This is a genomic window from Paraburkholderia sp. DHOC27 (assembly GCF_003429005.1).
GTDB lineage: Bacteria > Pseudomonadota > Gammaproteobacteria > Burkholderiales > Burkholderiaceae > Paraburkholderia.
In genome coordinates, this window is record NZ_QVQV01000004.1 from 13,377 (window position 1) to 37,647 (window position 24,271).

A 24,271-nucleotide genomic window follows, 5' to 3' on the forward strand; every position below is an offset into this window, starting at 1 on the left:
CAGTCAGACGACAAAGCGCGTGACGGTTTGATCGAGCGCCTCGGCGCCCTGCATCAAGGTGGCGGAAGCGCGGGCGATGGTATCGCACGCGCCGGCGGACTTTTCGGTTTCCTCGGCAACCTGCTGGATCGCGGCGCTCACCTCGCGTGCGGCGATGAGCTGTTCGTCCGCGCCGCAGGAGATTTCCGAAATGGCCTGGGTCGTGCGGCTCACACCCGTGACGATCTTGTCGAACGCCTCGCCGGCCTGCTTGGAAATTTCGCTGCCCTGCGCGACCCGTTTGACGGATTCGTTGATGAGCTTGGAGATTTCCTTGGTCGCCTGCGACGAGCGCTCCGCCAGCTTGCGCACTTCATCGGCCACTACAGAAAAGCCGAGCCCGTGCTCGCCTGCGCGTGCGGCTTCGATGGCGGCGTTGAACGCGAGCAGGTTGGTCTGGCTGGCAATCTCGCCGATCACCTTGATGATTTCACTAATATCTTCGGATGACTTATTAATCAGATCCATCGCCTCGATCGAACGGGCGACCGCCTTGGCGCCGCGTTCGGCCTCCTGCTGCGTGTCCTTGGCGAGATTGTCGGCGCTGCGCGAATTGTCTGCGATCGAGTTGATCGACGCGGTCAGCTCTTCGATGGACGCGTTCATCTCCTCGACCGTCGCGCCTAGCAACTGCGCGCCGCTCGCCACCGTGTTGGCGCGACCCGCGATGTCCTGTGACGAAGCGGTAAAGCCGCCCGCCGAGTCGACCACCTTGCCGATCACCGCGCGCAGATCGTCCATCATGCGTTTGATGCCGGTGGCGAGTTGATCGATCGGATCGCTGCCGGTGATCTCGATGGCGCCGGTCAGATTGCCCGCGGCCGCGTCGTTGACCACGTGCAGCAAGGCGGCCACCTTGCGCTGGTCGCTTTCGGCGCGGCGTCGCACCTGTTCTTCCAGCTCCACCTGGGCGGTCACGTCCGTGGCGAACTTGATGACCTTGTGCAGGCGTCCGGCGCCGTCGAACACCGGGTTATAGGTGGCCTGAATCCACACCGGGCGTCCGCCTTTGCCGACCCGTTTATAGCGGCCCGCGTCGTATTCGCCGCGATTCAGTTTGGCCCAGAAATCACGGTATTCCGCCGTGACTGAATAAGCGTCTTCACAGAACAGACGGTGATGCTTGCCCTGAATCTCGTCGAGCCGATAGCCGAGCGTATCGAGGAAGTTCTGATTCGCAAACAGCACATGACCGGCCAGATCGAATTCGACCACGGCCTGGGCGCGATCCACCGCGCGCACCTTGCCTTCGTACTCCGCGTTTTGCTGGCGCGAGGCGGTGATATCCGTGGCGAACTTGATGACCTTGTAGGGCTTGCCGGTGGCGTCGAGCACCGGGTTATACGAAGCGTTGATCCACACTTCGCGGCCGCCCCGCCCTACCCGCTGATACTCGCCGTGATCGAACTCGCCACGCGCGAGCTTCTCCCAGAACTGGCGGTACGCGATGGTGTCCGCGTACACGGGATCGCAGAACATGCGGTGATGCTGGCCACGCACTTCGTCGAGCGTGTAGCCGAGGGTTTTAAGGAAGTTGTCGTTGGCGTGCAGGATGATGCCGTGCAGGTCGAACTCGATAACCGCCTGAACGCGGTTGAGTGCGGCGCTGATCGCACTGAGTTCGTGCAGTTCCTGGTGCCGCTCGGGCGTCGTAAGTTCCACTGCGTTCTCCTCGTTGAACGGACGCGATAAGTCACAACATGCCCAGCCCCCGCCTCGTGACGGAAGTCCGGCCCATGTTTTCTCTCAGTATGTTTAGTGTGTGCCGTGACAGAGAAGTCCCTCCCTGCGAACGATCTGGCGTCGTCGCCCTTGGACTTCACTGGCACCGCATGCGGTATATCGGCGGGGAAAGATGCAATCTTTATATCGGATTAGCCCTGGTTCCCAAATATTCGAGGCCCGCCTCTATGCCTTCACGGCCGGGGCGTTCCGCCGACATCGCGCTGCGGGGATTGGGACAGATCGCGGTTTTCGAAGCAAGCTGAATTTCCGGATCAGGTTGCCATTGCTACGAAAACAAAAAAGCCCGCGCGAAGGCGGGCTGAATCCACATCGGTGAAGATATGGAGGAGACGCTTATGAGTATATGCCGGAGTCAGTGAATCGCAAGGACTGTCGACGGATTAAGATCAAGCGCGCTTTTTCGCAACGGGATCAAATGGCAAACCGGCCTTGAAGCGGTCCAGTTTGTCGCTGGCTTCCGCCACGGCCCAGAACGGCACTTTCTGCAATTGATGGTCGTACAGGGTGACGATCTCGGCGAACGAGCGGAATCCGGCCATATCGAGCGCCCACACGCCGGTGGCGCGGCCTTCGTCGAAACACGCGGCAATCAGCGCGTCGGCGCGGCGCAGCGATTCCGGCGCGAGCGTGCCGTAGCCCGCATCGGTCAAGAGCGAGACCAGAATCATCGTCTGCGTCAGCGTCTGGGCATCGTTGAGGTTGCCCTTGCCACGCCGCAGCGCATCCAGTGCAAGATGAACCTGCAGGGCGAGCTCATCGGCGGTGGCACGCGGCAGCGGCAACAGCGCAGCCTTGGCGGCCCGGGCGCGGGCGGCCTGCGTGTGCTGTGAAAACGGTATGGTTTTGGCCATGGAGCAGTGAATTTACGGTTGTTGCGACGGAGGCAGCTGGCAAGCACGATAACGGCGCGCCAGCCAAAAGGTTTAGCCTCGCGCCTTCGCTCGTTTTGTCTCGTTCTTTGTGTCGCATTCACTGCCGGGTTTGGCCTCGTGGGCTGAAAGGCGGGGCTGCCGGCCGATTTGCAGATAGCTTCAAAGCGGGCAGCGCGGTAAAGTCTGGCTACTCCTCGTTATCGCGGCAGATCAACCTCAACAACGGAAGCGCGATGAATTCCCCGAAGAAATTCGCCCTGATTGCCCTGGCCCTCACGCTATTCGGCCTGTACAAATTGTTCGTGGTCTTTCACGACACGTACACGGGCTGCATCCAGTTTCAAACGCATCAAACCTGCAGCTTCGAAAACGCCGAGAATTTTCAAAACCTGCTGAATCTCGAACTGCTGTTTGCCTGCAGCTGGGTCGCCGCTGCCGCCGTCTGCTGGATGACGGTTTTGCAGGGGAAAAAGAAGGCGCGCTGACGGTAGATGACGTTTCGGTGACGGGCGCAGTGACGGTGCAGTGCCCGCCATTGCCTAATGCTGCGTTAAGCAGCGTTGCGTCGCCTTTAGCAGCGTAGCGTTCCGCCCCATCTGCTTCGGAATGCCAGGCAATGGCGTATTTGAGTGACGGCGAGAAACGTTATCTTGCGTTTGACGCCGCACTGCTCGAAGTGGCTCAGGAGAGCGAGGCAGCAGCCGCCTTGCGCGTGCCGAGCCAGGCAAGGGCCAACGCGCCGAAGCTCAATGCGGCGACTGCGATCCACAGCGCGAGGGAAAACGAACCCGTGTGGGCAGCAATCGGCGCAGCGACTAGTGGCCCGGCAATCTGCCCGAATCCGTATGCGCCAGTGGCATAGCCCATCAAACCGGCGGCCGATTCACCGCGCAGCCGGCGCGCCTCGCGCATCGCGAACAAGGTAATGGCGGTGAACGGCAAGCCGAGCAACATGCTGCCCAGTCCAAGGCCGAGCGCGGTCGGAAACACGATACCAAGCAGGATGCCGAGCGCCTGGATCACATAGCACGCGGCCAGAAGCAGCCGGTTATCCCACGTGATCGGCAGCCGTGCCCCCACCAGTGCGCCCACCATCAGCGCCAGTCCGAAGACAGGCCAGAACAGATCAGGCCACGGCGACCCCGGTAAAGCCTCACGCGCAATCACCGGCAGGAAAGTCGCGGTGATGATGTAGCCGAATCCCGCGAGGCTATAAAGACCAATGAGCCAGGCCGCATTGGTGCGCGTCGACGCGGTCGCGGTGGGTTCGGCCAGTTGGGCGCGCCCGCGCACGGCCGGCAACTCGTGAGCGAAATTGTTCCACACGAACACCACCGCAACCGCTGAGCACAACGCGAAGCCGATCCACACGAACGGCGCTGCCACGTCGTGCGCGGCAGCGGCAGCGCCCAGCAAACCCGTCGCGATGATGCCCACGCCGGGACCGGCATAGATCATCCCGGCGAGACTGTGCGCGTCGAGTTCGGCGAGACGTCGCAGGCCCCACTGCGAGGCAAACACGAATGCCCACGCGCTGACCACGCCCGCCGCAAAGCGAATGGCGGCCCACATCCAGTAGAGATCCACCACGCCCATGGCGAGTGTCAGCGCCACGGTTGCCGCCAACCCAAACCGCACCACGCGCGCATGATCGAAGCGGAGCGCGCCGCACGACAACGCCCCCACCAGATAACCCGCGTAGTTGGCGGACGCGAGCCAGCCGCCGTGACGGATATCCAGCGCGCCGCCTTTCAGCATCAATGGCAGCAGCGGCGTGAAGGCGAATCGCCCCACGCCGAGCGCCACCGCAAGCGCCACGGCGCACGCGAAGGCGGCGTGCTGCGCGGGACGGCCAGAAATCGAGGAAGTGCGGGCTAAGGGAACCATGAGCGGGAAATCGTAGCGGTGACGGCGGCAGACAAAGTGGCAAGCAAAGAGACAGGCAAAGCGATGGCAGCCAAAGCGCCAATATCCTGATCCTAGCTTGACCCACGCATCTTTAAAAATGAATAATGCAGATGTGATACATCTCAGGAAGAGATCATGGATTTGTCGGCATTGACCATTTTTCGGGCTGTCGTACGCGAGAACGGCGTGACGCGGGCGGCTGCCAAGCTCAACCGGGTGCAGTCCAATGTGACGACGCGTATTCGTCAGCTGGAAGAAACCTTGGGCGTGGACCTGTTTATCCGCGACGGCCGCCGCCTCGTGCTGACGCCCGCGGGCGAGACCCTGCTGCCCTATGCCGAACGCCTGCTGGCGCTGGCCGACGAGGCGCGCCACGCGCTTGTTGAAGATCATCCGCAGGGTCGTCTGCGACTTGGTACGATGGAGAGCACCGCCGCGAGCCGCCTGCCGCGTCTGCTGGCGATTTACCATCAGCGCTGGCCGCAGGTCACGCTCGAACTGGCCACCGGCGTGACGCGCACGCTCTTCGACGGCGTACGCAGCTTCGAATTCGACGCCGCGTTGATTGCACGGCCCATCGAGCCCGACGCATTGCACGCCGGGCTGTTCGAGTCCGTGCCGGTGTTTACCGAGGAACTGGTGCTGTGCACGCCGCGTGGACAGGCGCCGGTGACGACGGCGCACGACGTCGCGGGGCTCACGCTGATCGCCTTCGAGGCGGGCTGCGCCTACCGTTCATACGCCATGCGCTGGTATGAACAGCAGGGCATCCGGCCCACGCGTGTGCTCGAACTCAGTTCGTATCACGCGATCGTCGCCTGCGTGGCGGCAGGTGCGGGCGTCGCGGTAGCGCCGCGCTCGGTGCTCGAACTGGCGGGGCTCGACGGCGAAGTCGATCTGCATCCACTCGGCGAACTGTCACGGGTGGATACCCTCCTCGTCTGGCGCAAAGGACATTTCTCAGCCGCGCTCAATGCATTGCGCGACCTGCTGCTGGATGGCGCGCAGCCGCCGCGCCAACTTCACTCGCCCCGGTAGTTCAGCCACACCTTCATCGGTCCGCTGGCGCGGTTGTGCCAGGCGAAGTACGGGATGGCAACAAACGTGGCCGCGTTGTGCTGCGTCGCGTCTGTTGTCGACGCGCTCTGGTTGAATGGCCGGTACAACGCGCTCGACCAGTCCGCCTCGATTGCGCGCCGTTGCGCCTCGCCCTTCAACACGACCACGCCGCCAAGCTGAGCCTCGCGCCATTCCGCGGCCACACTCTGCGGATCGACGAACAATTCGTCCAGATCGACACCGGGCATATCGGCGCGCTCGACACAGTACAGCACCGGCCCGCGACTCAGCGCAACCCGCCCACGGTTTTCAGCGACCTTGGGATGGCTTTGCCAGACACGTGTCGTCATGGGCAGTTCGAGTCGAACCGTGTCGCCGGCTTTCCATGTGCGACGGATCGTGACATAGCCCTGAGTGTTCGACGTGGTGTCTGGAGCTGTGTCAATTTTTTCGCCGTTCACAGTCACCGTGACCGCAGCAGCCGTTTGCGGAGACGCAGCAGTGTGCCCTGCCGCTCCGTCCACCCAGCCAGGAATGCGCAACTTCAGCGCGAATTGCGCCTCTGCATCGACACCGATCTCGACCACGCCGTCCCACGGATAACGCGTCCTCTGGTGCAACTGCACCGTCTGTCCATTGAGGTCGATGCTCGCATCGCTCTCCATATACAACTGCACGTAGATCGAGTCCGCATCCGTGCCGTAGACGTAGCCGGGCAGCGAGGCGACGGTACGCGCCACGTTCGGCGGACAGCACGCACAGTAATACCAGGGTTGCCGGCGGTGCCCTCCATCGTCTTCCAGCGGATTCACGTAGTAGTACGCCTGCCCGTCGAGCGACCAGCCCGGCAGCATGCCGTTGTACAGCGTCCATTCGAACAGGTCGGCGTAACGCGCGTTACCGGTGGCCGCGAGCAGCCGGTGACACCACATCATGCTGCCGATAGCCGCACACGTCTCTGTGTAGGCCTGCGCGTTCGGTAATTCGTAGTCCGCACCAATTGCCTCGCCGTCGTGACGCGAGCCGACTCCGCCGGTGATATACATCCGTTGCGCGGTCAAACGGCTCCACAGCGTTTCGAGGCGCGACAGCAAGTCGGCCTCACCGGTCTCCAGATAAAGATCGGTGATCCCGCACGCCATGTACAACGCGCGGACCGCGTGCCCCGCCAGGTTTTCCATCTGCGCGAACGGCACATCGTCCTGGAAGTACGCGTCACCGAAGCGGCCGCCCGCGAGCAGGCCGTGGCCGCGTGCGCCGATAAAGAAACGCGCCAGCGCAAGATAGCGCTCGTTGCCGGTCTCCCGCGCCAGTTCGATGAGCGCCATTTCGACTTCTTCGTGCCCGTCGATATCCTCGACCTTCCCTTCCGACTTCGGACCGAAACGCTCGCACAGTAAATCGGCCACCCGTACCGCCACATTCAGCAAACGCCGCTGACCGGTCGCGCGATGATGCGCCACCGCCGCCTGAATCAGATGGCCCGCGCAATACAGTTCATGCAGGTCACGCAGATTGGTCCAGCGCTCGCCTGCGCGTTCGAGACTGAAATACGTGTCGATATAGCCGTCATCACCCTGGGCACGTTCGATCAGCGTAATGCCTTCATCGAGGCGTTTTTCGAGTTCGGCGTTTGGCCCACGTGCCACCACCCACGACGCCGCTTCGAGCCATTTGTACAGATCGGTGTCGTTGAAAAAGAGCCCTTCGTGCGGGCCATCGTACGCACCGAACACGCGCCGGAAGTTATTGAGCCGCCCGGTGCTTTCGAGCAGATCCCACTGGCTTGGCAGCGTGCGTTCGCTATTGGTGGCAAAGCGCGCGCCCCAGAAATCGCCGCGCAGATCGACCGCCGTGACCGGCACCGGTTTGATGCGCGCATAGCGGGTCGACGCGGCGTCCACCACTACGGGTTGCCGCAAGGCTCTTGTGTCGTTCATGGTGTCCCTGGGGTTATGCCTTGACCGCGCCTGCGATCAGACCGTTTATATAAAAGCGCTGCAAAAGCAGAAAAAGAATCGCGCACGGCAAAATGGAAATCGTGATGCCGGCTTGCATCAGCCCCCAATCCACGGCACCGAGCTGACCGCTCTGCGCATTGAGGAGCATCACGGGCAAGGTGTAGTTCTTTGCGTCGCCCAGCAGAATCAGCGCCGCGAGCAGTTCATTCCACGAACCAAAGAAAGCAAAAAGACCTGCTGTCACGATGCCCGGCAACACGAGCGGCACCATGATCATGCGCAGCGACTGCAACGAATTGCAGCCGTCGATCAACGAAGCGTCCTCGATCTCGCGCGGCACGGCGTCGAACGAATTGCGCATCATGAAGACCGCAAACGGCAACTGGAAAGTCGTGTAGACGAGCGCCAGGCCGAACAGCGTGCCCTGCAGATGCATCCAGCGCAGCAGCACGAAAAGCGGATTGAGAATGGACTGGAAGGGGATCATCAGCGTGGCGAGAATCACGACGAAGATCACGTTGCGCCCCGGAAAGCGGAAGCGCGAAAAACCGTAGCCGCCGAAGGTGGCCAGCACCAGCGTCATCGCTACCGTCATCATCGCCACGGACGTACTGTTGCCGAGATAGCGCCAGATCCCCGCGCCGTACCCCGCGAGGTTCTGATAGTTCTCAAACGACAGATGCGACGGCATCCATTTGGGCGGCGATGCGCTGGCGTCGGCCGGGGAATAGAACGAGGTGAACGCGGACCAGGCGATCGGAAACAGAAACGCCAGCGTGAGCACACTGCATACGAGGTAATACAGCGCCACGGAGAGTCTGGCCTTGAGGCGCGCCGCGCGTTCCGAATAACGCAACGCATCGAACTTCGAGGCGAGCGGATCGGAGGTCATGGGCGCGAAACTGCTGTCGGCGGAGCGGGATCGGTTACTCATCGTCGTCTCGCAGAAGAACCATCTGAATGACGCTCAACACGAGCAGCACGATCAGCAGCACCACCGACATGGCTGCGCCGTAGCCCAGCTTGAAGTAGGTGAAGGACGCGCGGTAGATCCAGTGGACCACCGTGATCGTGCTGTTCATCGGCCCACCTTTGGTCATCACGTAGAACTGCTCGAACGCGAGGTACGAGCCGATCACCGCCATGATCAACGCAAGCGCGAAGGTGCGCCGCATCATGGGGATGGTGATGAAACGCTGTTGGGCCCACCAGCGTGCGCCGTCGATGCGCGCCGCTTCATAGAGGTCTTGCGGAATGGCCTGCATGCCGACCAGCAGAATCACCATCGTGAAGCCGCATGCCTTCCACACCACCATCACGATCAGCGATGCCAGCGCGGAATTGGTGTCGCCCAGCCACTGAACCGGTTCATCGACAATCCCCAGTTGCATCAGGATCGCGCTGAAAATGCCCACCTGATCGTTGAACAGCCACACCCATAGCAGACTCGCCGTCGTCAAGCCAATTACGACGGGCAGAAAAAACGCCGTCCTGAAGATGCCCACGAAACGGCTCGCGCGCCGCACCAGCAACGCAAGCGCGAACGCCACGACGAAGATGGCGGGCGTGACGAGCAAGGTGTATTTGGTGGTGAACCAGAGCGCGCCCCAGAACGACTCGTCATGCAGCAGGTCGAAATAATTCTTCAAGCCGTTGAACGACGGCACGCCCATTAGCGGCCACTGATAGAACGACATGCCGATCGTCATGGCCAGCGGCAGCAGAAAAAACACCGCCGTGAACGCGAGACAAGGCAGCACGAACCAGTAGCCCGCGCCCTGCCGCCCTATCCCGCCGCGCGGCTTCCTGCGACGCACCTGCGGCGCAAGAGCAGCATCGTCTGCGATGGATTCGCCAAGGACATCCATGATGGTGCGTCCTATTGTGTGTTCAGGATCTGCGTGAAGCGCTCCTGCGCATTCGCCACGGCCACATCCACGCCCTTGCCGAACACAGCCTCCTGAATCATCGCGGCCCAGGGGCCGTTGGGATCGTTGATCAACTGATTGAACTTGACGCTATACGGGGTCTTGCCCTGGCTCATCGCGGTGGCCGCGGTCAGATAGCGGCTATCGAGCTTGCTATAGGCGTTGTTCGCCAGATCGACGCGCACCGGAATGCTGCCGTTTTTCGCAAACTGATCCACCTGCACCTGTTCGCCGAGACACCACTTGATGAATTCCATCGCGTCTTTCTTGTGCTGCGAGCCGATTGGAATCGCGATCACATCGCCGCCCGCAAAGCTCGCCCAGCCGCCGTTTTGTCCAGGCAGATACGCGAGGCCGAAATCAATTTCAGGGTGACTCTTCTTCAGCAAGCCAATCGAAAACGCGCCCGTGCCTGCCATGCCCACCTTGCCGGTCTCGAAGGCGTTGATGAAGTTCACGCCGCTGTCGGTCTTGGCGCTCGCGGGAATCTCGCCCGCTTCCCACATGCGGCGATACATGGCGAGCGTGCCTTCAAGCGCGGGATTCTTGAGCGTCGCGGTCTTGCCGTCAGCGGACAGCACATCGCCACCCGAGGCCCACACATACGGCGTCAGCGTGAAGATGTTGCAACTGCCGCACGCGCCAGAGAAATAGAAACCTTTGACGCCGCCGCCAAGCGCTGTGATCTTCTTCGCGTCCGCTTCGAGTTCCGCCCAGGTTTTGGGCGGCTGGTCGGGATTCAGCCCGGCGCGTTTGAAGAGGGTCTTGTTGTACAGCAGCATCGAACTTTCGGCGCTGAAGGGCAGCGCGTATTGCTTGCCCTCATAGGTGCCGAGTCGCATGTGTGACGGGCTCAGGCTTTGGTAGAACGGCAGCTTTTTGGCCTCATCGGTGATGTCGGTCAATTGCTTGTCGTGCGCGAATTCGGGCACGTAGATGAGATCAATCGCAATGACGTCGGGCGCGGCACCGCCTGCCGCAGCCGTGCCGAACTTGGTCACGAAATCGTCATTCGGAATGATGGTGAGGTTGACCTTGGTGGGATGACTCGCGTTCCATGCGGTGACGACGGGAGTCACGAAGCCCGAGTCCGACGCGCGCACCCAGAACGAAAGGCCATCGTCGGCGTGTGCGTAAGGGATGGCAAGCGGGGTGACAAGCGAGCCGGCGAGCACGGTTGCACATGCCCCTAGACGCAGCCATTGGTTGCAACGAATCATAGGTGTCTCCTCCTATAGCCGATGCACGTCCTGCGTCCCTTTCCGGACTGTGAGGGCGGACCACGCGAGGCGCGGAACGCGCATCTGAAGCTGCTGAGAAATGTGCTTTTTTCTACCTTGGCGTGCCGCGTCGAGGCTTTTCGCACTCCCGCGCGCGCCAGGTGCGGAAAGCTTGACACGCCCAACCGACACTCGCAAGATGAAGAAAGCGCAGTAAAACAGGCTAATTCCGACTTTTTGCGCCATGACCGAATCCGCACTGCATCTGGCATTTCCACTGGGTCTCGAAGCAAGCAACGGCGGCTTGTTTGTCTCGCGCGGCGTGGGCGTGCATCCCTCGCGAACCATCCAGTCGTACGAGCTGATCTACGTGCGGCAAGGCGCTCTCCATCTGCATGAAGACGGGCGGCACTTCGAGGTCAATGCGGGGGAGACGCTGTTGCTGTGGCCCGGCCGCTTGCATGGCGGCACCTCGCCATTTGCACCGGACCTCAAGTTCTACTGGGTGCACTTCACGTTGCCCGATGGCCCGCAGCGCGGTTCGGCCGCCGAGGTGCTGCTGGAAATTCCGCAGCATGCCAGTGTCGAGCGGGCCGATCATCTGTCCGGTATCTTCCAGCGCCTCCTGAACGATCAGCAGATCTACGGCGTGCAGCCGCTACCGGATAGCCTGACCATCCTGCTCATGCTGTGGGAACTCAAGCGTTCGCGGGTCGCGGTCAAAGCCGCCGACGGCGCCCCGCAGCAACTCGCGGCAAGCGCCGATCAATGGATTCGCACGCACTTTCATGAGTCGATCAGCGCGTCGGAGATCGCTGCGCATCTCGACTGCAATGCCGACTATCTGGGACGGGTGTATCGCGCCACCTTCGGACGCACGCTGACGGACGCCGTACACGAACGGCGCATGCTGCATGCCGCCATTCTGCTTGCGGAAGACCGGCTGAGCATCGCGCAGGTAGCGTATGCGTGCGGCTTCGACGACAGCGGCTATTTCCGGCGATTATTCAAACGAAGCAAGGGCATGACGCCGAATGCGTTCCGACGGCTGCACGTTCGGGTCCATGTGAATACGGCCTGAAGTTGCGTCTGAACAGGCAGCCGCTTCGATGTTAGGAATGCTATGGATATGCCTGCGGTGACGCCTGCGCTCATTCGCAGTCGAACACCACCGTGACGTGGTCACTCGTTATGCGCATCATGCCGTCGGTGGAGGTATCGACCGGCCTCGCCTGCTTGCCTTGGGCCGCGCAGTAGGCCTTCGCCTGGTCCAGCGCGGTGTTTCTAACGCTGGTCCATGAGACGAATTCCGAATTGAGGTTGCCACGCGCCGTCACGGCCAGGTGTCCGGACTGTGTGGAAGTGACGTCTGAAGCCGTCGCGCATCCGGCCAGCGCGGCCAGACAAAGTATCGCCAGGGTTATCCGCATTCTTGTCGGTCGAGATCAGAATGGTGTGATGACTGGGGCCGCCTGAAGCGAGACGTCTGCCAATAAGTTCGCACTTCATTGATCAGCGTAATCGTCCGCCACGTCGAGCCCTTCGGTACTTCCGGCATTTGCAGGTGCCGAAGCACAGCGTATTGTATTTTGCCGGCCGAAAAAGAGCATTAGCGAATCGGCAACACACTGTTAGCGCAGGGGAACAATAGAAATGCAGACCGTTAGCCGTGAGGGGACGGCTGGCGGCGCTACTGGAAGGGATTTGAAGTATCCGCAACGGGTGCCATCGAGAGATGACATCCGCGCGGATAAGAGATGCTTCGCGTTGCAGTGAAGCCGGTGGTGCTGGACGTGCGCTTTAACGGGCCAACAAACGGTGGAATAAGCGGTGTAACAAGCGCATACGGCATGACAAACGTGCGGCTATCGAATGCATAGCCAGCTTCGATGACGATCCTAATGACCGTTATCGACGCCATTTGCACGCGCATTCGGTTCAGCAGCCTGCGAGGGTGCTACATACGAAGCACGATAACCACCCGACTCCGATGCAGTACTGCTCACGCCGCCGTATGCACTGTTGTCCTGCTGCTCGGCCCGTTCAGCAGCAATGGTTTGCTCATTTTGCCCTTGCTCCGAAGCCGGTGCACCCACGGTTGGATTAAAGAATGGCGCTGGCCCGTAATTGCTGGCAAACGCGGGGCTGACTGCAACAGCCGATACGGCTGCGACTAAAGCGGCGAGATAGCGGGTTTTCATGGCGGCTCCCAGACATTGGCACATCGGTTCAGAAAAGCGCAATCAAATGCCGTGGAAACACATTTGAAGCGCCTACTGAATCAGTTTATGACGTGAGCAACAATCAAACAGACGATATTACGAAATTGCTTGTTTCAGATTTGCGCAATAACCGGATGCGCGCGGCATCCGGTTTGCGCAAATGACCGCATTACGGGCGGTTGTACATGGCGGCCCAATCCGCTTTCGATACGGCCGGCCGTCCCATTTGCGACGAACCATTGGCCACGCCGCCTACGCCCGTGGCGCCATTCTCTGCCGAGACCTTCGCTTCAGCGGCCTGCACCTGCGCCGGATAGCTGGTGTTGTCGCCATCGCCCGGGCGCCAGCCGGTTTGCTCGAGCTGTACGAGTTGCGCACGCACTTCTGCGCGCGTGGCGGGCTGATTCGGATTCGACTGGGCAAATACAGCAGCGGGAGCAGCAAAGGCGGCAGCAATAACCACGGCTTGAATAAGGGATTTCATGATTAACCTCCAGACTTGTTTGTCCTGCTACGAACAACCCTGTTCGTAATTCAGTGACTAGAGTCTAGGTAAATGCACACTTAAGATTAATACCTTTGTCGTGAAGGGACTGTTGTGAAATTCGGGTTAACCCTTTAGTAAGCCATTGCTGCCACCGCGCTACGCAAAACGCGATTGGGGCTGTACTGCTCGCATCAATGACTATGATGTACAGAATCGGCGGCCGAACTGACCCGGACGACACGAGGGTCATTGGCGCGTTGCGACATAGGGGCTGATGCCGCAGCGTTCGACGCCGTCTCCAGGCCCCATGCAAGGAGACGAGGCGATGAACTCGAGCAGCAGGCTGTGGCATGCGTGTGGGCGCATGCTGTCGTGGCTGGGTGCATTCTGTGTGTTGATGCTGTGCGCGCTGTCGAGCGGCGGCGCGTCTGCGGACCCCGCGGGAGGTCCATGTCGAGGCGAAGCGTGCAAACCGCACAAGCCGCCGCCTCCGCCGCCCAAGCTGAACTGTTCGCAACTGAATGGCTTGACCATCGCGGCTCACGAAATCGGCCTGCCTACCACCGGCGCCGCCGTCACGTCGACTACGCAGATCGCGGCAAGCGGCAGCGGCGCAACCGCAACGGGTTCGTACTGCCTCGTGGTCGGCGCCATTCATCCGGTCGATCCGTCCGCGCCAGACATCCTGTTCAATCTCGCGTTGCCGGACCAGTGGAACGACAAGATCCTGATGCTGGGCGGCGGTGGCTTCGACGGTTCGATTCCTGCCGTGACGGGCAACGTACCGAGTGCGCCGGCAAATCTGCCGGGGCCGCTCTCGCGCGGCTACGCGGTGTTCGCCAGCGACTCCGGTCACGAAGCAAGCAACGGCTCAGTGAACGGCGCGTTCTCCGTCAATGCCGAGGCGTACGACAACTTCATGGGCGAGGCGCTCAAGAAAACGCATGACGCCGCGCTCGTGATCATCCGGGCGCACTACGGCGCGCATCCCGAGAAGGCGTATTTCGCCGGCGGTTCGACGGGCGGACGTGAGGCGTTGACGGTCGCGCAGCGCTGGCCGCAGGACTGGGACGGCATCATCGCCTTTTATCCCGCGTACGATTTCACGACGCTTAGCCTGCAGCAGTTGCGCGCAACCGAAGGCTTCGCCGCGCCCGGCGCTTACCTCGATACGGCGCAGCGCGCGTTGCTCCTGAAAGCGGTGATGCAGGCGTGCGATGGTCTCGATGGCGTCGTGGATGGATTGATCAGTAACGTGCAGGCGTGTAATGCGACCTTCAATCCGTTCACGGCCCGCGTCGACGGCACGCCTTTGCGTTGCCCGCGCGGTGTCGCGCACGGTGACACGTGCCTGTCTGACCAGCAGATCGAGGCGCTCAATACAATGAACTCGCCGCTCGTGTTTGGCTATCCGCTCGAAAGCGGCGAAACATTTTATCCGGGTTACAACATCTACGGCGCCGATCTCGGCGTGGGCAGCGATTCGCCGCTCGAAGGCACGGTCACGTCGCTCGCGCTCGGCACGACGCAGCCGTCGTATCCGCTGCAAAGCACCGCCATGTTCGACGGACAGATCAGCGATCAGTTTGTCCGCTATACCGTGATGGACAATCCGAACTTCGACTCGCTGACGTTCAATCCGGCGCTTGCCGGCCGATGGTCGGGACGCGTCAGCATGCTGTCAGGGCTCGATGCCACCGACGCGAACCTCACGCCCTTCATGCGGCACGGCGGCAAACTGCTGATGGCGCATGGCACGGTGGACCAGACCGTCAGCACGCGCGCTACCGAGATCTACTATCAGCGCATGTTGTTCACGATGGGCTTTGGCGCGGTGGCGTCGTTCGCGCGTTTCTATGAGATTCCGGGGATGCAGCACGCAATCGGCACCGAGTTCAACGCCTCATGGGACTCGCTGACCGCGCTGGAAAACTGGGTGGAGCACGGCGCGCCGCCAGTGCATCAGATCGTCACCGACACGGCCGGCGTGCCGGGGCGCACGCGTCCGCTCTGCCAATACCCTGCGTGGCCGAGCTATAACGGTGCTGGAGATGTGGACAATGCGGCGTCGTTTACGTGTGTGCAATGAGTTGTCTGCAATGAGCGCGCAATACCTGCGCATTAGCACCTCGGGTATGGCCGGTCGGCTCTCGCGAAGTTGCGAGCCGACCGGCCGCGCCAGATGTCGCATCGCGCTCGCGAATGCAACCACGTAAAACCTAAGCCGCGACGGTTGACCGAAGAGAACAATTGAATTGCCCCGCGCCTTGCTGTTTTCGCGTGCAAACGCGTCCAGAATCAAATCCATCTGCCAACCCACCTGACACGCGCTGCCGTTGATCGTCGCGCGCCGTGTCATGCGGTCTCGTGTCTTCTCGTGTCGCCGCGCGTTGCCTTGCAAGCGGCTCGATGCACGACGCTAGCCCAATCTCGGCCTCATGTTAGTGGCGCGTTTTCAATGAGTGCCGAACAACCGCGCTGACACGCAATCGAACATCTCGATCGCCCGGCGCACAGATGGAGAATCCAGATGAGTCTGATCGAACATGCAATCGCTTCGAGTCAAGCCAGCGAAAAGAATCACGATCCCTCGCTAGCGGGAAAACCGGCGCCCAAGGTCGCCATCATCACCTGCATGGACCCGCGCATGAACCAGCTTCTCGAGCGCCTCGACATCAAACCGGCGGACGCGGACCTCATTCGCAATGTTGGCACCGTCGTGACCGAAGACGTGGTGCGCTCGCTGATGTTCTCGATTCACGTGCTGGGCGTGACTGAAATCATGATTGTTGGCCACACGGGATGTGGCATGGAGATGTTCACAGACCTGAGTTTCGAAAAGCATCTGCAAGAACGCACCGGCAAACTGGCCGTGACGCCCGCCGTGTTTCATTTCTATACCGACGTCAACGACGCCACCCGCAAGCAGATGTTGAAGCTGCGGACTCATCCGTGGGTGCCCGCGAATATCACCATTCGCGGCTTCGTGCTGAACCTTGCAACCGGCAAACTGACCGAGGTGAGCGCGGAAACGGTTGCCAGTTGATCGCGTAGGTCTCGCTCCCCCCCTCTCCCGTCGCGCTTCGCCGCGCCCCCATCGCCTTTGACCCCCTCGCCCTTCGCTCACGCAGCGAGGGGCGCTAATTTTCCTCTCATTCTGCCGCGTGATGATACGGCCACGGATCACGAGCGCCCTAGTGCCGTGATCCACCGTCCCATTACTGAAGAGGCAACCAGAATGTTCTCCAGGATTCTCGTCGCAGTGAGTGCAGGCTCGATCAATACGGTATTGGGATCGGCCGTGGAAATCGCCCGAAAGCATGATGCAAGCATTCTCGCACTGCACGTCGTCGACTCGTCGCCCTGTTTGATGTGGCCAATCGAGTACGACGTCGGGCTCGTCGTCGAAGCGATGGAAGCCAACGGGCGCCACATGGTCTCGCGCATGGCCAATGTGCTGGACAGTCACGCGCAGCTTGCGGAGACCCGCATGGTGACGCTGCCGTTATCGGGATGTTCGGTGGGCCGGGCGATTGCCGCTGCTGCCGATAGCTCGGACGTCGACCTCATTCTGCTCGGCGAGCGCAACGCAAACTGGTGGAACTTCTTTAGCGAAAACGTCGCCGCCCAGGTGCGGCGTCATACGGACACGCCTATCCAGGTTGTCTCCAGCCAGCTCGGTGTGAGCCCAACTCGCCGTGCCGCAGGACGGTTCGCGGGTACACCGGCGGCCGGGGCACGATAAATCCGAAACGTTGCTGCGCGCGGTTTGGGTTGCGGGTTTGGGTCCGCAAACTCTCTTAACCGCTTCGGCATCCTTAGTTATTTGAATTGCGCTTCACAAAAAAACTGTCACCTTGATTCACGGGCCATTTCAACGCTCCCCAACTGGCCCATTGCTGTCAATCTAGTAAGGAGTAGCAAATGCGTCACTATCCCACCAACAGCCCTGACGCCGCCGGTCGAATTCTTGCGGCTTGTCTGCTGACCGACGGACACATCAGCCTCATCGAACTCGAAACCCTCGATCGCTGCGGCATGGAAAGACGTCTGTTATTGAACCGGCATCGCCTGCTCGCTATCGTGCGAACGCTTTATGAAGACCTGACGCATTGCGGGTATCTGAGCTGGAACGATGTGTGTCATGTCGATCCCGAGACGCTCGCCTGGCTGGCGGCCGATGTGCAGGACCGGCAGTTGCGGCGCGACATTCTCGACCTGTGCAATGAAGCGGTCAACGCGGATCGCAATCATTGCGACCGTGAAGCCGATTTCCTGCGACTGCTGCGCGAAGCGTGGAAACTGCCGGTGCGCTCCGATGCCACCGCAGAGAGTGGTGGCCGCGCGCGCGTGTTTCAGAATCGTCAGCTCTGAACGGGCCTGTCAAACGCACGTTACGCGCATGCCTCGCTCACTCGCAGAATCGGAGCACGAGGCATGCGTCAGACGCTCAATGCGAAGGACGCCGCGCGCGATCAATCTGATCGTTCAAGCGCGCAACGGAATTGGCGAGAAACGCGACTCTCGCGTCGAGGCGGGAAAGCAGCAGCGTCCCGGTGAGAATGGCAAGCGCGAACAACACCACCGCGCCAGCGAGCCATTGCGGACTGATGCTGTTCGCTGCGCCGCAGATCGACCCGCGCGGGAAACTGGCCGCAGCCATGCCCGTGTAGTGCATCCCGACGATAGCCACGCCCATCACACAGGCAGCTCCGATGCGCTTGGGCATCACGTGGCTCTGATGCGCGCCGCGCAAGGTGTGCGCAAGCCATAGCGCCGCCGTGGAAGCAACGATGGCAACCAGAATGGACGCCACCACGAGACCGGGTTCGTAGCGGATCGCCGGGCGCATCAGCATGGCGGCCATGCCCATGTAATGCATGCCGGCAATGCCGAAGCCCATCAGCACGCCACCGGCCAGCAACCAGGGCAGCTTCAGACGCTCCCGCGTCACGATATGCAAGGCGAACCACGATACGAGCACGGCAATACCGAGCGAATAAAAGGTAATGGCGAAATCGTAGCCGAGCGGAATGCTCAAAGAGAACGACAGCATGCCGATAAAGTGCATCGACCAGATGCCCACGCCCATTGCCAAGGCGCCGCTGGCGAGCCACAGGTGCCGCGTGCGTGCATACGTCAGGATGGAGAGCCGGTCAGCGAGGTCGATTGCCGTGAACGAGGCGAGCGTTGCCACGATAAGGGAAACGGCAACCAAGCCGAAGTTGTAATTACTTTGCATAGATGGGCGGCTTTTTGAAAAGCTCGTTTAATGGTGTTAGCCAGCTTCGCAGGGTGTCTCCGCCCAGGAAGGACTGCTCTCTCATGTTCGCACGGCCTGTGCGCTTTTAAATGTATTCTGAATCCATGCCATCGCTGACTTTCGTCTGCGATAAGGTAAAGCAGGTTGGCTTTTGCAGCAAGCGAATTGATACGTTGCGTTTTTAGCGTGGCGCCGTCACCGTGAGGCGCAGGGCACTACAGTTGACGCTCGATGGCGGCTTTGTCGATGACCGACCACACGCGCTGAATCCGCGCCTCGTGGAATTCGTAGAAGACGTTCTCGGTGAAACTGATGCGCTTTCCATGCACGGGCAGCCCAAGAAATATCCCCACCGGCGTGCAGTCGAAATTCAGGCGGCTCGCGACGCGCGGCGGCTCGCAGACCAGAATGGCGATTTCGAAGCGCAGATCCGGAATCTCACGGAAATCCTTTTCGAGCATCGCGCGATAACCCGACAGGCCGATCCGTTGCCCGTTGTATTCGACCGTGTCGCCCACGAAGGTACCGAGGCTTGCCCAGTCCTGCCTGTTCAGACAGGCAAGGTAGCCGCGGTAGATATCGGCGAGATTGGCGTTATCCATCGTAATCGTCCTCCGGGCCTGAGACAGTGAGTGGATTGTGGACGATCTCGCCTGATGTGTCGAACCGCGCAACACACCCACGCATCAGTCCTTTCCGCGCAGGCAAAGCTGTTTGTCCGTGACAGGGGCTTGGCGCAGCGGGCCGTTGATCCTAGATTCTTCCTGGGGAGCCGTTGGCCCGACGGGAGCAAAATCCGGCATTAAAATTCCGCTCCCGTCGAGGCGTCGCAGTCTTTCATTCGGAGAACGTACGATGACGTCGGACGACAAGCAGGAGTTCAGCATCACGCGTGTCAGCGAGGCATACTGGCGCGTCACCATCGACCACCCGCCCTTCAACATCTTCGGACCCCAGTCCATTCCGATGCTCGATCGCGTCGTCACCGAAATGGAGAAAGACGCGACGCTTAAGGTGGTGGTATTCGACAGCGCCGTACCCGGATTTTTCCAGACGCATTTCGACTTCATTCCGCCGCTCGAAACCACCACGTCTATGGCGCCAGGCACGACAGGCCTGCCGCCTTTGCCGGATATTTTCGTGCGCCTGACCCGCTCTTCCGTGGTGACGATTGCTGAAATTCGCGGGCGGGCCAGTGGCGTGGGCAGCGAACTCGCCCTTGCGTGCGACATGCGCTTTGCCAGCCGGGAAAAAGCCGTGCTGTCGCAGTTCGAGATTGGCGGAGGCTTTACGCCAGGCGGTGGCCCGATGGTGCGCTTGCCGCGCCTGATCGGCCGGGGACGGGCGCTGGAAGTGATGCTGGGCGGTAACGACTTCCCCGGCGAGCTTGCCGAGCGCTATGGTTACGTGAATCGCGCCGTGCCGGATGCCGAACTGGGCGAGTTCGTGGACACCTTAGCGCGGCGCATCGCAAGCTTCGACAAAACCTCCCTTGCCGATATCAAGCGCATGGTCAACACCTCCACGTTGCCGTCCAACGAGGAGGTCGCCGCCGAGTGGGCTTCGTTCATCACTTCCGTGCAGCGTCCGGCGGCACAACGCGCGGTGACGAAATTGATGGAACTCGGACTGCAACAAAATCCCGACGTGGAAATCAACTTGCCCAGATACACCGGCAAGGTCAATCAGGCTGATTGACCGTTGCGCGGTGCTCCGAGTGCCGCTGCGCGAAAGCGCGACGAGATTGTCTGTTTCTCGCCACGCGCAGCGGTCTTATTTCTGCGTCGCGAGATTGACGAACGGGATCGCCGCGCCCGACCACTGCTGCGGCAGATGGCCGTCCCACTTTTTCACCGCTTCGAGGGCGACGTATTCCGTGCCGCCCTGCTGCTGGATGGCCTGCGCCTGAATCGCAATCGCCTTCGCCTGCCCTTCTGCTTCAACGATTCTTTGCTCGGTCGAGACCCTGGCCGTTTCCAGATTCTGCTCCGCGGTCAAGCGATTCTGTCCAGCCACGACCTTCTGACGCACGGCGGCGGCGAACTGCGGGTCGAAGTGGAAGTTTTGCACGTTGATGTCCGACACGATGATGCGGTACTTGCTTAGCTTGGCCTGCAGTTTCTGAACGATGTCCGTCGAGACTTTGGCGCGTTGCGTGACCAGTTGCTCGGCGGTGTATTGCGAAGTCACCGCCTTAAAGGATTCGTACAGCGCGGGCACGATGAATTTCGCTTCTATGTCCTGATCGTCGCCGAAGTTGTTATAGACGTAAGGCGCGTGGGCAGGATCATATTCATAATTCAGCGTGATGTCTTCGAACACCTCCTGAAGATCGGCAGTCCCGCCTTCGGCATTTTGCGCGGTCGCGCTCTGAAAGCGGACATTGAAGTCCACCACTCGCGCCAGCGGGTTAAGAATGTGCAGGCCCTCGGGAAGCGGCTGATCCTGAACGTCTCCGAACAGCTTGACCACGCCGCGATGCCCGGCAGGAACGACATGGATCGAACTGAATGCCAACAACACAACGGCTAAAGCGACCGCCACTAACCCCGTATTCTTGTTGCCAAGTTTCATTTGTATCAGCCTTTTTTATTAACCCGGAAAGTTGCCCCTGGCGAGGCGCCCCGCTAAATATACCGCCAGGCAAGCGCGGCGGGTGCGCGTGCATGCTCTCTGAGCTTCAATAACAACAGCCTCAGGAACGTCAATTGCTAAGATTGCAACTCGTAACTGAATTCGGTCTCAGGTCATAGAACCGATACGGGTCAAACAGCAAAGGCGATCATGTCCGGAACCACGTTTCATCAAAGAGTATTCCATCTGCTGCTCGCCATCGTCAGTGTTGCACTTGGCTGGATCCTGCTGCCGTTTTTTGGTGCAGTGTTCTGGGGCACCATTCTCGCCATCCTGTTCCAGCCCATGCAGCGCTACCTCGCGGCGAGATTTGGGCGCAGGCGAAATCTCGCTGCGTTGCTCACCCTCGGCGGGACCATCGTTATCGTCATTCTCCCGCTGTCGTTCATCGCGGCAACGATGGTTCAGGAAATCGGCCTGGCGTATGCGGAGATCAAGTCGGCGCAGCCCGATATGACCACCTACTTCCAGAAAGCGATCCATGCACTGCCGTCCACGGTTCAGACTCTGCTCGAACGCTTCGGCCTGACCGATGTGGCAGGCATCCAGAAGCGCTTGACCGACGGCGCCGCAACGATCAGTCAGTTCGTTGGCGCGCAGGCGTTGAGCATTGGGCAAAACACGTTCGACTTCGTCATCAGCTTCGGGGTCATGCTTTATCTGGTCTTTTTCCTGCTGCGCGATGGGCCGGAGATCGGCGGACGCATACGGCGCGCACTCCCGCTCGATACGCTTCACAAGCAGCATCTCATCGCGAAGTTCACCACTGTGGTACGGGCAACCGTGAAGGGTAATATCGCCGTCGCCGCCGTGCAGGGTTTTCTCGGCGGGGTGATTTTCATGTTGCTGGGTATCAAGGGGGCGCTTTTGTGGGGTGCCCTGATGGCTTTCCTCTCGCTGTTGCCCGCGATCGGCGCGGCTCTGGTTTGGGCCCCCGCCGCCGCTTATTTTCTGTTGACGGGCGATATCTGGAAAGGCGTGATTCTGATTGTCTTTTGCGTGGTGGTGATCGGGTTGGTCGACAATATTCTGAGGCCCATTCTGGTGGGCAAGGATGTCAAGATGCCTGACTGGTGCGTGCTGCTCTCCACGCTGGGCGGCATGGCCATCTTCGGCATTAATGGCTTTGTCATTGGACCGCTGATCGCTGCGCTGTTCATGGCATCGTGGGATCTATACACGCAGGACGAAGAGGTCTCGGCCAACGACGACGCGGATTCGGGCACAGCGGAAGAGTGAACGCCAGGCAAAGGCGGCGCGCAGGAACGACATGAACGATCGAAACGCGCTCGTGGTGCCGGGGACCGGACTCGAACCGGCAAGCTGTTAAGCGGCGGATTTTCTTCACACCACGTCTTTCGACGCCGGAAATACCGGGCGGCATTTCCGTTCGTGCGCTGGACTATGCCTTCGCCATCGCGGTGCGCTGCGCGCTCCGCCTTAGGCGCCCCCCGTCTAGTCTCTACACCTTCCGCACCCTCGCAGTCATGCGACGGCAGGCTTGGCTCGGCGTTGCCTCGACCGGCTGACGCGATCAGGGGTTTCACCGAATTTGAGGGGTTCTGCACCAACCGTTTCCGGTCGGGCACTCAATTTTTTAAGTCCGCTATGTTTACCAATTTCATCACCCCGGCAGGGCGGACGCGATTCTACCATTGTCGCGGAGCGGCTCCAAACCCGCCCAGAGCGGGCCCGCATGCCGCCACACCCTGGCTGCAGCCCCGCCCATCCCGGCCTTAATGGCGTCATCGGGCAGTCACAAAGCGTGTCGATAATCCGTTCGACGAAAACGTTTACACACCCGGTGAAAATCACGGCGATGACTCCCACCATCAAGGATGTCGCGGCACACGCAGGCTTCTCGATTGCGACGGTATCGCGCGCGATCAATGCGCCGCATACCGTCAATCCGGCCACCCTCGAGAAGGTCCGCCAATCCATCGACGCGCTCGACTTCCGCCCCAGCGTATTCGGGCGTCAGTTGCGCGGCGAGCGCACGCGCCTGATCGGCGTGGTGCTGCCCACCATCGCCAATCCGGTGTTCGCCGAAAGCCTGCAAGGCATCGACGATCTGGCGAGCGCGCACGGTTATCGCCTGATGCTGATGACCACCCAGTACAACGCCGAGCGCGAGCGCTATGCGATCGAAACGCTGCGCGAGCATCGCGTGGAAGGCATGATCCTGACCGTGGCCGACGCCGACACGCACCCGCTGCTCGACGAACTGGACCGCGCCGGTCTGCTCTACGTGCTCACGCACAACGATACGGTGCGCCGCCCGTCGGTCTCGGTGGACAACCGTCTCGCTGCCTATGACGGCGTACGCATGCTGATCGCGCACGGCCACCGCCGTATCCTGATGCTGGCCGGTACGCTGGCCGCCTCCGATCGCGCCCGCCAGCGCCACCTCGGTTACGCCCAGGCCATGCAGCAGGCCGGCCTCGTTCCCGCGCCTGCGCTTGAAATAGATTTCAATAGCGAAGAACTGGAGCCTGCGGTCCTCGCGCATCTGATCAGTGGTCCGAACCGTCCCACCGCCCTCTTTTGCAGCAACGATCTGCTGGCCATGATCGTGATGCGTGGACTGCGGCGCGCCCGCTTGCAGATTCCCCTCGACATGTCGATTCTCGGCTTCGACGGTCTCGCTATGGGCGAACTGCTGCAACCGCCGCTCGCCAGCATTTGCGCGCCGAATCGTGAGATTGGCTGCGCGGCATGGCGGCGTTTGCTGGCGCGCATCGAGCGCAGTTTCAGTGACGCTTCACTCGCCACGCTCGCGCTGACGCTGCCGCATTCGCTGCGCGAAGGTGCGACCATTGCCGCAATTCCGAATGCCAGCGATGCGCCGCGCGTGCGCGCCCTGCAGCCCTTCGCCTGAGATTCGCCGGATTCACACGAGACTCGCAGAACGTTGGCCTACATCCGCAGGAAC

General features: G+C 60.9%; 23 protein-coding genes. 10 read left to right on the forward strand and 13 right to left on the reverse strand.

Annotation, left to right across the window (positions count from 1 at the left end):
• Positions 1-3 precede the first annotated feature (3 nt).
• Positions 4-1,701 carry a methyl-accepting chemotaxis protein gene (locus D0B32_RS15595; RefSeq protein WP_117334901.1) on the reverse strand — a complete coding sequence of 566 codons (1,698 nt, stop codon included), beginning with the start codon at positions 1,699-1,701 and terminating at the stop codon, positions 4-6.
• Positions 1,702-2,171: 470 nt separating this feature from the next.
• Positions 2,172-2,636: a hypothetical protein gene (locus D0B32_RS15600; RefSeq protein ID WP_117334902.1), complete on the reverse strand. Its 465-nt coding sequence runs from the start codon at positions 2,634-2,636 to the stop codon at positions 2,172-2,174.
• Between D0B32_RS15600 and D0B32_RS32935 the strand changes: the two genes are divergently transcribed.
• Positions 2,612-3,142, forward strand: coding sequence for a hypothetical protein (locus D0B32_RS32935; protein WP_259295020.1), 531 nt, complete (start codon positions 2,612-2,614; stop codon positions 3,140-3,142). The two genes, D0B32_RS15600 and D0B32_RS32935, sit on opposite strands and share 25 nt — an antisense overlap.
• A 196-nt stretch (positions 3,143-3,338) precedes the next feature.
• Here the strand turns inward: D0B32_RS32935 and D0B32_RS15610 are convergent, their stop codons facing one another.
• Entirely contained in the window at positions 3,339-4,544 is a 1,206-nt protein-coding gene (locus D0B32_RS15610) for a YbfB/YjiJ family MFS transporter (RefSeq protein WP_117334904.1), read from the reverse strand.
• A 156-nt stretch (positions 4,545-4,700) separates the two neighbouring features.
• On the opposite strand from D0B32_RS15610, the gene D0B32_RS15615 reads away from it, so the two are divergent.
• The gene (locus D0B32_RS15615; protein WP_117334905.1) at positions 4,701-5,603 is read left to right on the forward strand and encodes a LysR family transcriptional regulator; all 903 of its coding nucleotides are present in this window, start codon (positions 4,701-4,703) and stop codon (positions 5,601-5,603) included.
• Here D0B32_RS15615 and D0B32_RS15620 read toward each other — a convergent pair.
• The 4 genes from D0B32_RS15620 to D0B32_RS15635 are packed head-to-tail and all read right to left on the reverse strand — an operon-like array spanning position 5,588 to position 10,733.
• Positions 5,588-7,564, reverse strand: a complete 1,977-nt coding sequence (locus D0B32_RS15620; protein WP_117334906.1) for a glycoside hydrolase family 127 protein — start codon at positions 7,562-7,564, stop codon at positions 5,588-5,590. The two genes, D0B32_RS15615 and D0B32_RS15620, sit on opposite strands and share 16 nt — an antisense overlap.
• 13 nt (positions 7,565-7,577) lie before the next feature.
• On the reverse strand, positions 7,578-8,519 hold the full coding sequence (locus D0B32_RS15625; protein ID WP_220444940.1) for a carbohydrate ABC transporter permease: 942 nt from the start codon (positions 8,517-8,519) through the stop codon (positions 7,578-7,580).
• Positions 8,512-9,453 carry a carbohydrate ABC transporter permease gene (locus tag D0B32_RS15630; RefSeq protein WP_117334908.1) on the reverse strand — a complete coding sequence of 314 codons (942 nt, stop codon included), beginning with the start codon at positions 9,451-9,453 and terminating at the stop codon, positions 8,512-8,514. Before D0B32_RS15630 ends, D0B32_RS15625 begins: the two co-directional genes overlap by 8 nt.
• Before the next feature lie 11 nt (positions 9,454-9,464).
• On the reverse strand, positions 9,465-10,733 hold the full coding sequence (locus D0B32_RS15635) for a sugar ABC transporter substrate-binding protein (protein ID WP_117334909.1): 1,269 nt from the start codon (positions 10,731-10,733) through the stop codon (positions 9,465-9,467).
• Positions 10,734-10,977: 244 nt separating this feature from the next.
• On the opposite strand from D0B32_RS15635, the gene D0B32_RS15645 reads away from it, so the two are divergent.
• The gene (locus tag D0B32_RS15645) at positions 10,978-11,814 is read left to right on the forward strand and encodes an AraC family transcriptional regulator (protein WP_117334911.1); all 837 of its coding nucleotides are present in this window, start codon (positions 10,978-10,980) and stop codon (positions 11,812-11,814) included.
• A gap of 70 nt (positions 11,815-11,884) precedes the next feature.
• Here D0B32_RS15645 and D0B32_RS15650 read toward each other — a convergent pair whose 3' ends face one another.
• The 3 genes from D0B32_RS15650 to D0B32_RS15660 all read right to left on the reverse strand — a co-directional run bounded on the left by D0B32_RS15650 (position 11,885) and on the right by D0B32_RS15660 (position 13,439).
• On the reverse strand, positions 11,885-12,163 hold the full coding sequence (locus D0B32_RS15650; protein WP_117334912.1) for a hypothetical protein: 279 nt from the start codon (positions 12,161-12,163) through the stop codon (positions 11,885-11,887).
• Positions 12,164-12,631: 468 nt separating this feature from the next.
• On the reverse strand, positions 12,632-12,934 hold the full coding sequence (locus D0B32_RS15655; protein WP_259295021.1) for a hypothetical protein: 303 nt from the start codon (positions 12,932-12,934) through the stop codon (positions 12,632-12,634).
• A gap of 190 nt (positions 12,935-13,124) precedes the next feature.
• Positions 13,125-13,439, reverse strand: a complete 315-nt coding sequence (locus D0B32_RS15660) for a DUF4148 domain-containing protein (protein ID WP_117334913.1) — start codon at positions 13,437-13,439, stop codon at positions 13,125-13,127.
• Positions 13,440-13,767: 328 nt separating this feature from the next.
• On the opposite strand from D0B32_RS15660, the gene D0B32_RS15665 reads away from it, so the two are divergent.
• The 4 genes from D0B32_RS15665 (at position 13,768) to D0B32_RS15680 (ending at position 17,816) form a co-directional block, all read left to right on the forward strand.
• On the forward strand, positions 13,768-15,531 hold the full coding sequence (locus tag D0B32_RS15665) for a tannase/feruloyl esterase family alpha/beta hydrolase (RefSeq protein ID WP_259295022.1): 1,764 nt from the start codon (positions 13,768-13,770) through the stop codon (positions 15,529-15,531).
• 441 nt (positions 15,532-15,972) lie between these two features.
• A complete protein-coding gene (locus tag D0B32_RS15670; protein ID WP_117334914.1) occupies positions 15,973-16,488 on the forward strand; it encodes a carbonic anhydrase in 516 nt (171 codons plus the stop codon).
• 192 nt (positions 16,489-16,680) lie between these two features.
• Positions 16,681-17,187, forward strand: coding sequence for a universal stress protein (locus D0B32_RS15675; protein WP_117334915.1), 507 nt, complete (start codon positions 16,681-16,683; stop codon positions 17,185-17,187).
• A 179-nt stretch (positions 17,188-17,366) separates the two neighbouring features.
• Positions 17,367-17,816 carry a TerB family tellurite resistance protein gene (locus tag D0B32_RS15680; RefSeq protein ID WP_181969823.1) on the forward strand — a complete coding sequence of 150 codons (450 nt, stop codon included), beginning with the start codon at positions 17,367-17,369 and terminating at the stop codon, positions 17,814-17,816.
• Between the two features lie 76 nt (positions 17,817-17,892).
• On the opposite strand, the gene D0B32_RS15685 is transcribed toward D0B32_RS15680, so the two are convergent.
• Together D0B32_RS15685 and D0B32_RS15690 are read right to left on the reverse strand one after the other, a co-directional pair.
• Positions 17,893-18,684 carry an MHYT domain-containing protein gene (locus tag D0B32_RS15685; RefSeq protein WP_117334916.1) on the reverse strand — a complete coding sequence of 264 codons (792 nt, stop codon included), beginning with the start codon at positions 18,682-18,684 and terminating at the stop codon, positions 17,893-17,895.
• Positions 18,685-18,920: 236 nt separating this feature from the next.
• Positions 18,921-19,307 (reverse strand): ester cyclase, encoded by a 387-nt coding sequence (locus D0B32_RS15690; protein WP_117334917.1) that lies wholly within the window; start codon positions 19,305-19,307, stop codon positions 18,921-18,923.
• 253 nt (positions 19,308-19,560) lie between these two features.
• Between D0B32_RS15690 and D0B32_RS15695 the strand changes: the two genes are divergently transcribed.
• Entirely contained in the window at positions 19,561-20,403 is an 843-nt protein-coding gene (locus D0B32_RS15695) for an enoyl-CoA hydratase/isomerase family protein (protein ID WP_117334918.1), read from the forward strand.
• A gap of 75 nt (positions 20,404-20,478) precedes the next feature.
• Here D0B32_RS15695 and D0B32_RS15700 read toward each other — a convergent pair whose 3' ends face one another.
• Positions 20,479-21,279 (reverse strand): prohibitin family protein, encoded by an 801-nt coding sequence (locus D0B32_RS15700; RefSeq protein WP_117334919.1) that lies wholly within the window; start codon positions 21,277-21,279, stop codon positions 20,479-20,481.
• A gap of 210 nt (positions 21,280-21,489) precedes the next feature.
• On the opposite strand from D0B32_RS15700, the gene D0B32_RS15705 reads away from it, so the two are divergent.
• Both D0B32_RS15705 and D0B32_RS15715 read left to right on the forward strand, forming a co-directional pair.
• Entirely contained in the window at positions 21,490-22,578 is a 1,089-nt protein-coding gene (locus D0B32_RS15705) for an AI-2E family transporter (RefSeq protein ID WP_117334920.1), read from the forward strand.
• A 580-nt stretch (positions 22,579-23,158) separates the two neighbouring features.
• The gene (locus tag D0B32_RS15715; RefSeq protein ID WP_117334921.1) at positions 23,159-24,217 is read left to right on the forward strand and encodes a LacI family DNA-binding transcriptional regulator; all 1,059 of its coding nucleotides are present in this window, start codon (positions 23,159-23,161) and stop codon (positions 24,215-24,217) included.
• Positions 24,218-24,271 lie beyond the last annotated feature (54 nt).

What these genes read in the sequence shown, in the direction of transcription:
- D0B32_RS15650 (WP_117334912.1), bottom strand. Translation starts at nt 12,163, where the DNA reads ATGCGGATAACCCTGGCGATACTTTGTCTGGCCGCGCTGGCCGGATGC.
- D0B32_RS15635 (WP_117334909.1), bottom strand. Translation starts at nt 10,733, where the DNA reads ATGATTCGTTGCAACCAATGGCTGCGTCTAGGGGCATGTGCAACCGTG.
- D0B32_RS15610 (WP_117334904.1), bottom strand. Translation starts at nt 4,544, where the DNA reads ATGGTTCCCTTAGCCCGCACTTCCTCGATTTCTGGCCGTCCCGCGCAG.
- D0B32_RS15620 (WP_117334906.1), bottom strand. Translation starts at nt 7,564, where the DNA reads ATGAACGACACAAGAGCCTTGCGGCAACCCGTAGTGGTGGACGCCGCG.
- D0B32_RS15600 (WP_117334902.1), bottom strand. Translation starts at nt 2,636, where the DNA reads ATGGCCAAAACCATACCGTTTTCACAGCACACGCAGGCCGCCCGCGCC.
- D0B32_RS15665 (WP_259295022.1), top strand. Translation starts at nt 13,768, where the DNA reads ATGAACTCGAGCAGCAGGCTGTGGCATGCGTGTGGGCGCATGCTGTCG.
- D0B32_RS15705 (WP_117334920.1), top strand. Translation starts at nt 21,490, where the DNA reads ATGTCCGGAACCACGTTTCATCAAAGAGTATTCCATCTGCTGCTCGCC.
- D0B32_RS15655 (WP_259295021.1), bottom strand. Translation starts at nt 12,934, where the DNA reads ATGAAAACCCGCTATCTCGCCGCTTTAGTCGCAGCCGTATCGGCTGTT.
- D0B32_RS15670 (WP_117334914.1), top strand. Translation starts at nt 15,973, where the DNA reads ATGAGTCTGATCGAACATGCAATCGCTTCGAGTCAAGCCAGCGAAAAG.
- D0B32_RS15715 (WP_117334921.1), top strand. Translation starts at nt 23,159, where the DNA reads ATGACTCCCACCATCAAGGATGTCGCGGCACACGCAGGCTTCTCGATT.
- D0B32_RS15685 (WP_117334916.1), bottom strand. Translation starts at nt 18,684, where the DNA reads ATGCAAAGTAATTACAACTTCGGCTTGGTTGCCGTTTCCCTTATCGTG.
- D0B32_RS15695 (WP_117334918.1), top strand. Translation starts at nt 19,561, where the DNA reads ATGACGTCGGACGACAAGCAGGAGTTCAGCATCACGCGTGTCAGCGAG.
- D0B32_RS15690 (WP_117334917.1), bottom strand. Translation starts at nt 19,307, where the DNA reads ATGGATAACGCCAATCTCGCCGATATCTACCGCGGCTACCTTGCCTGT.
- D0B32_RS15680 (WP_181969823.1), top strand. Translation starts at nt 17,367, where the DNA reads ATGCGTCACTATCCCACCAACAGCCCTGACGCCGCCGGTCGAATTCTT.
- D0B32_RS15615 (WP_117334905.1), top strand. Translation starts at nt 4,701, where the DNA reads ATGGATTTGTCGGCATTGACCATTTTTCGGGCTGTCGTACGCGAGAAC.
- D0B32_RS15625 (WP_220444940.1), bottom strand. Translation starts at nt 8,519, where the DNA reads ATGAGTAACCGATCCCGCTCCGCCGACAGCAGTTTCGCGCCCATGACC.
- D0B32_RS15700 (WP_117334919.1), bottom strand. Translation starts at nt 21,279, where the DNA reads ATGAAACTTGGCAACAAGAATACGGGGTTAGTGGCGGTCGCTTTAGCC.
- D0B32_RS15675 (WP_117334915.1), top strand. Translation starts at nt 16,681, where the DNA reads ATGTTCTCCAGGATTCTCGTCGCAGTGAGTGCAGGCTCGATCAATACG.
- D0B32_RS15630 (WP_117334908.1), bottom strand. Translation starts at nt 9,453, where the DNA reads ATGGATGTCCTTGGCGAATCCATCGCAGACGATGCTGCTCTTGCGCCG.
- D0B32_RS15660 (WP_117334913.1), bottom strand. Translation starts at nt 13,439, where the DNA reads ATGAAATCCCTTATTCAAGCCGTGGTTATTGCTGCCGCCTTTGCTGCT.
- D0B32_RS15645 (WP_117334911.1), top strand. Translation starts at nt 10,978, where the DNA reads ATGACCGAATCCGCACTGCATCTGGCATTTCCACTGGGTCTCGAAGCA.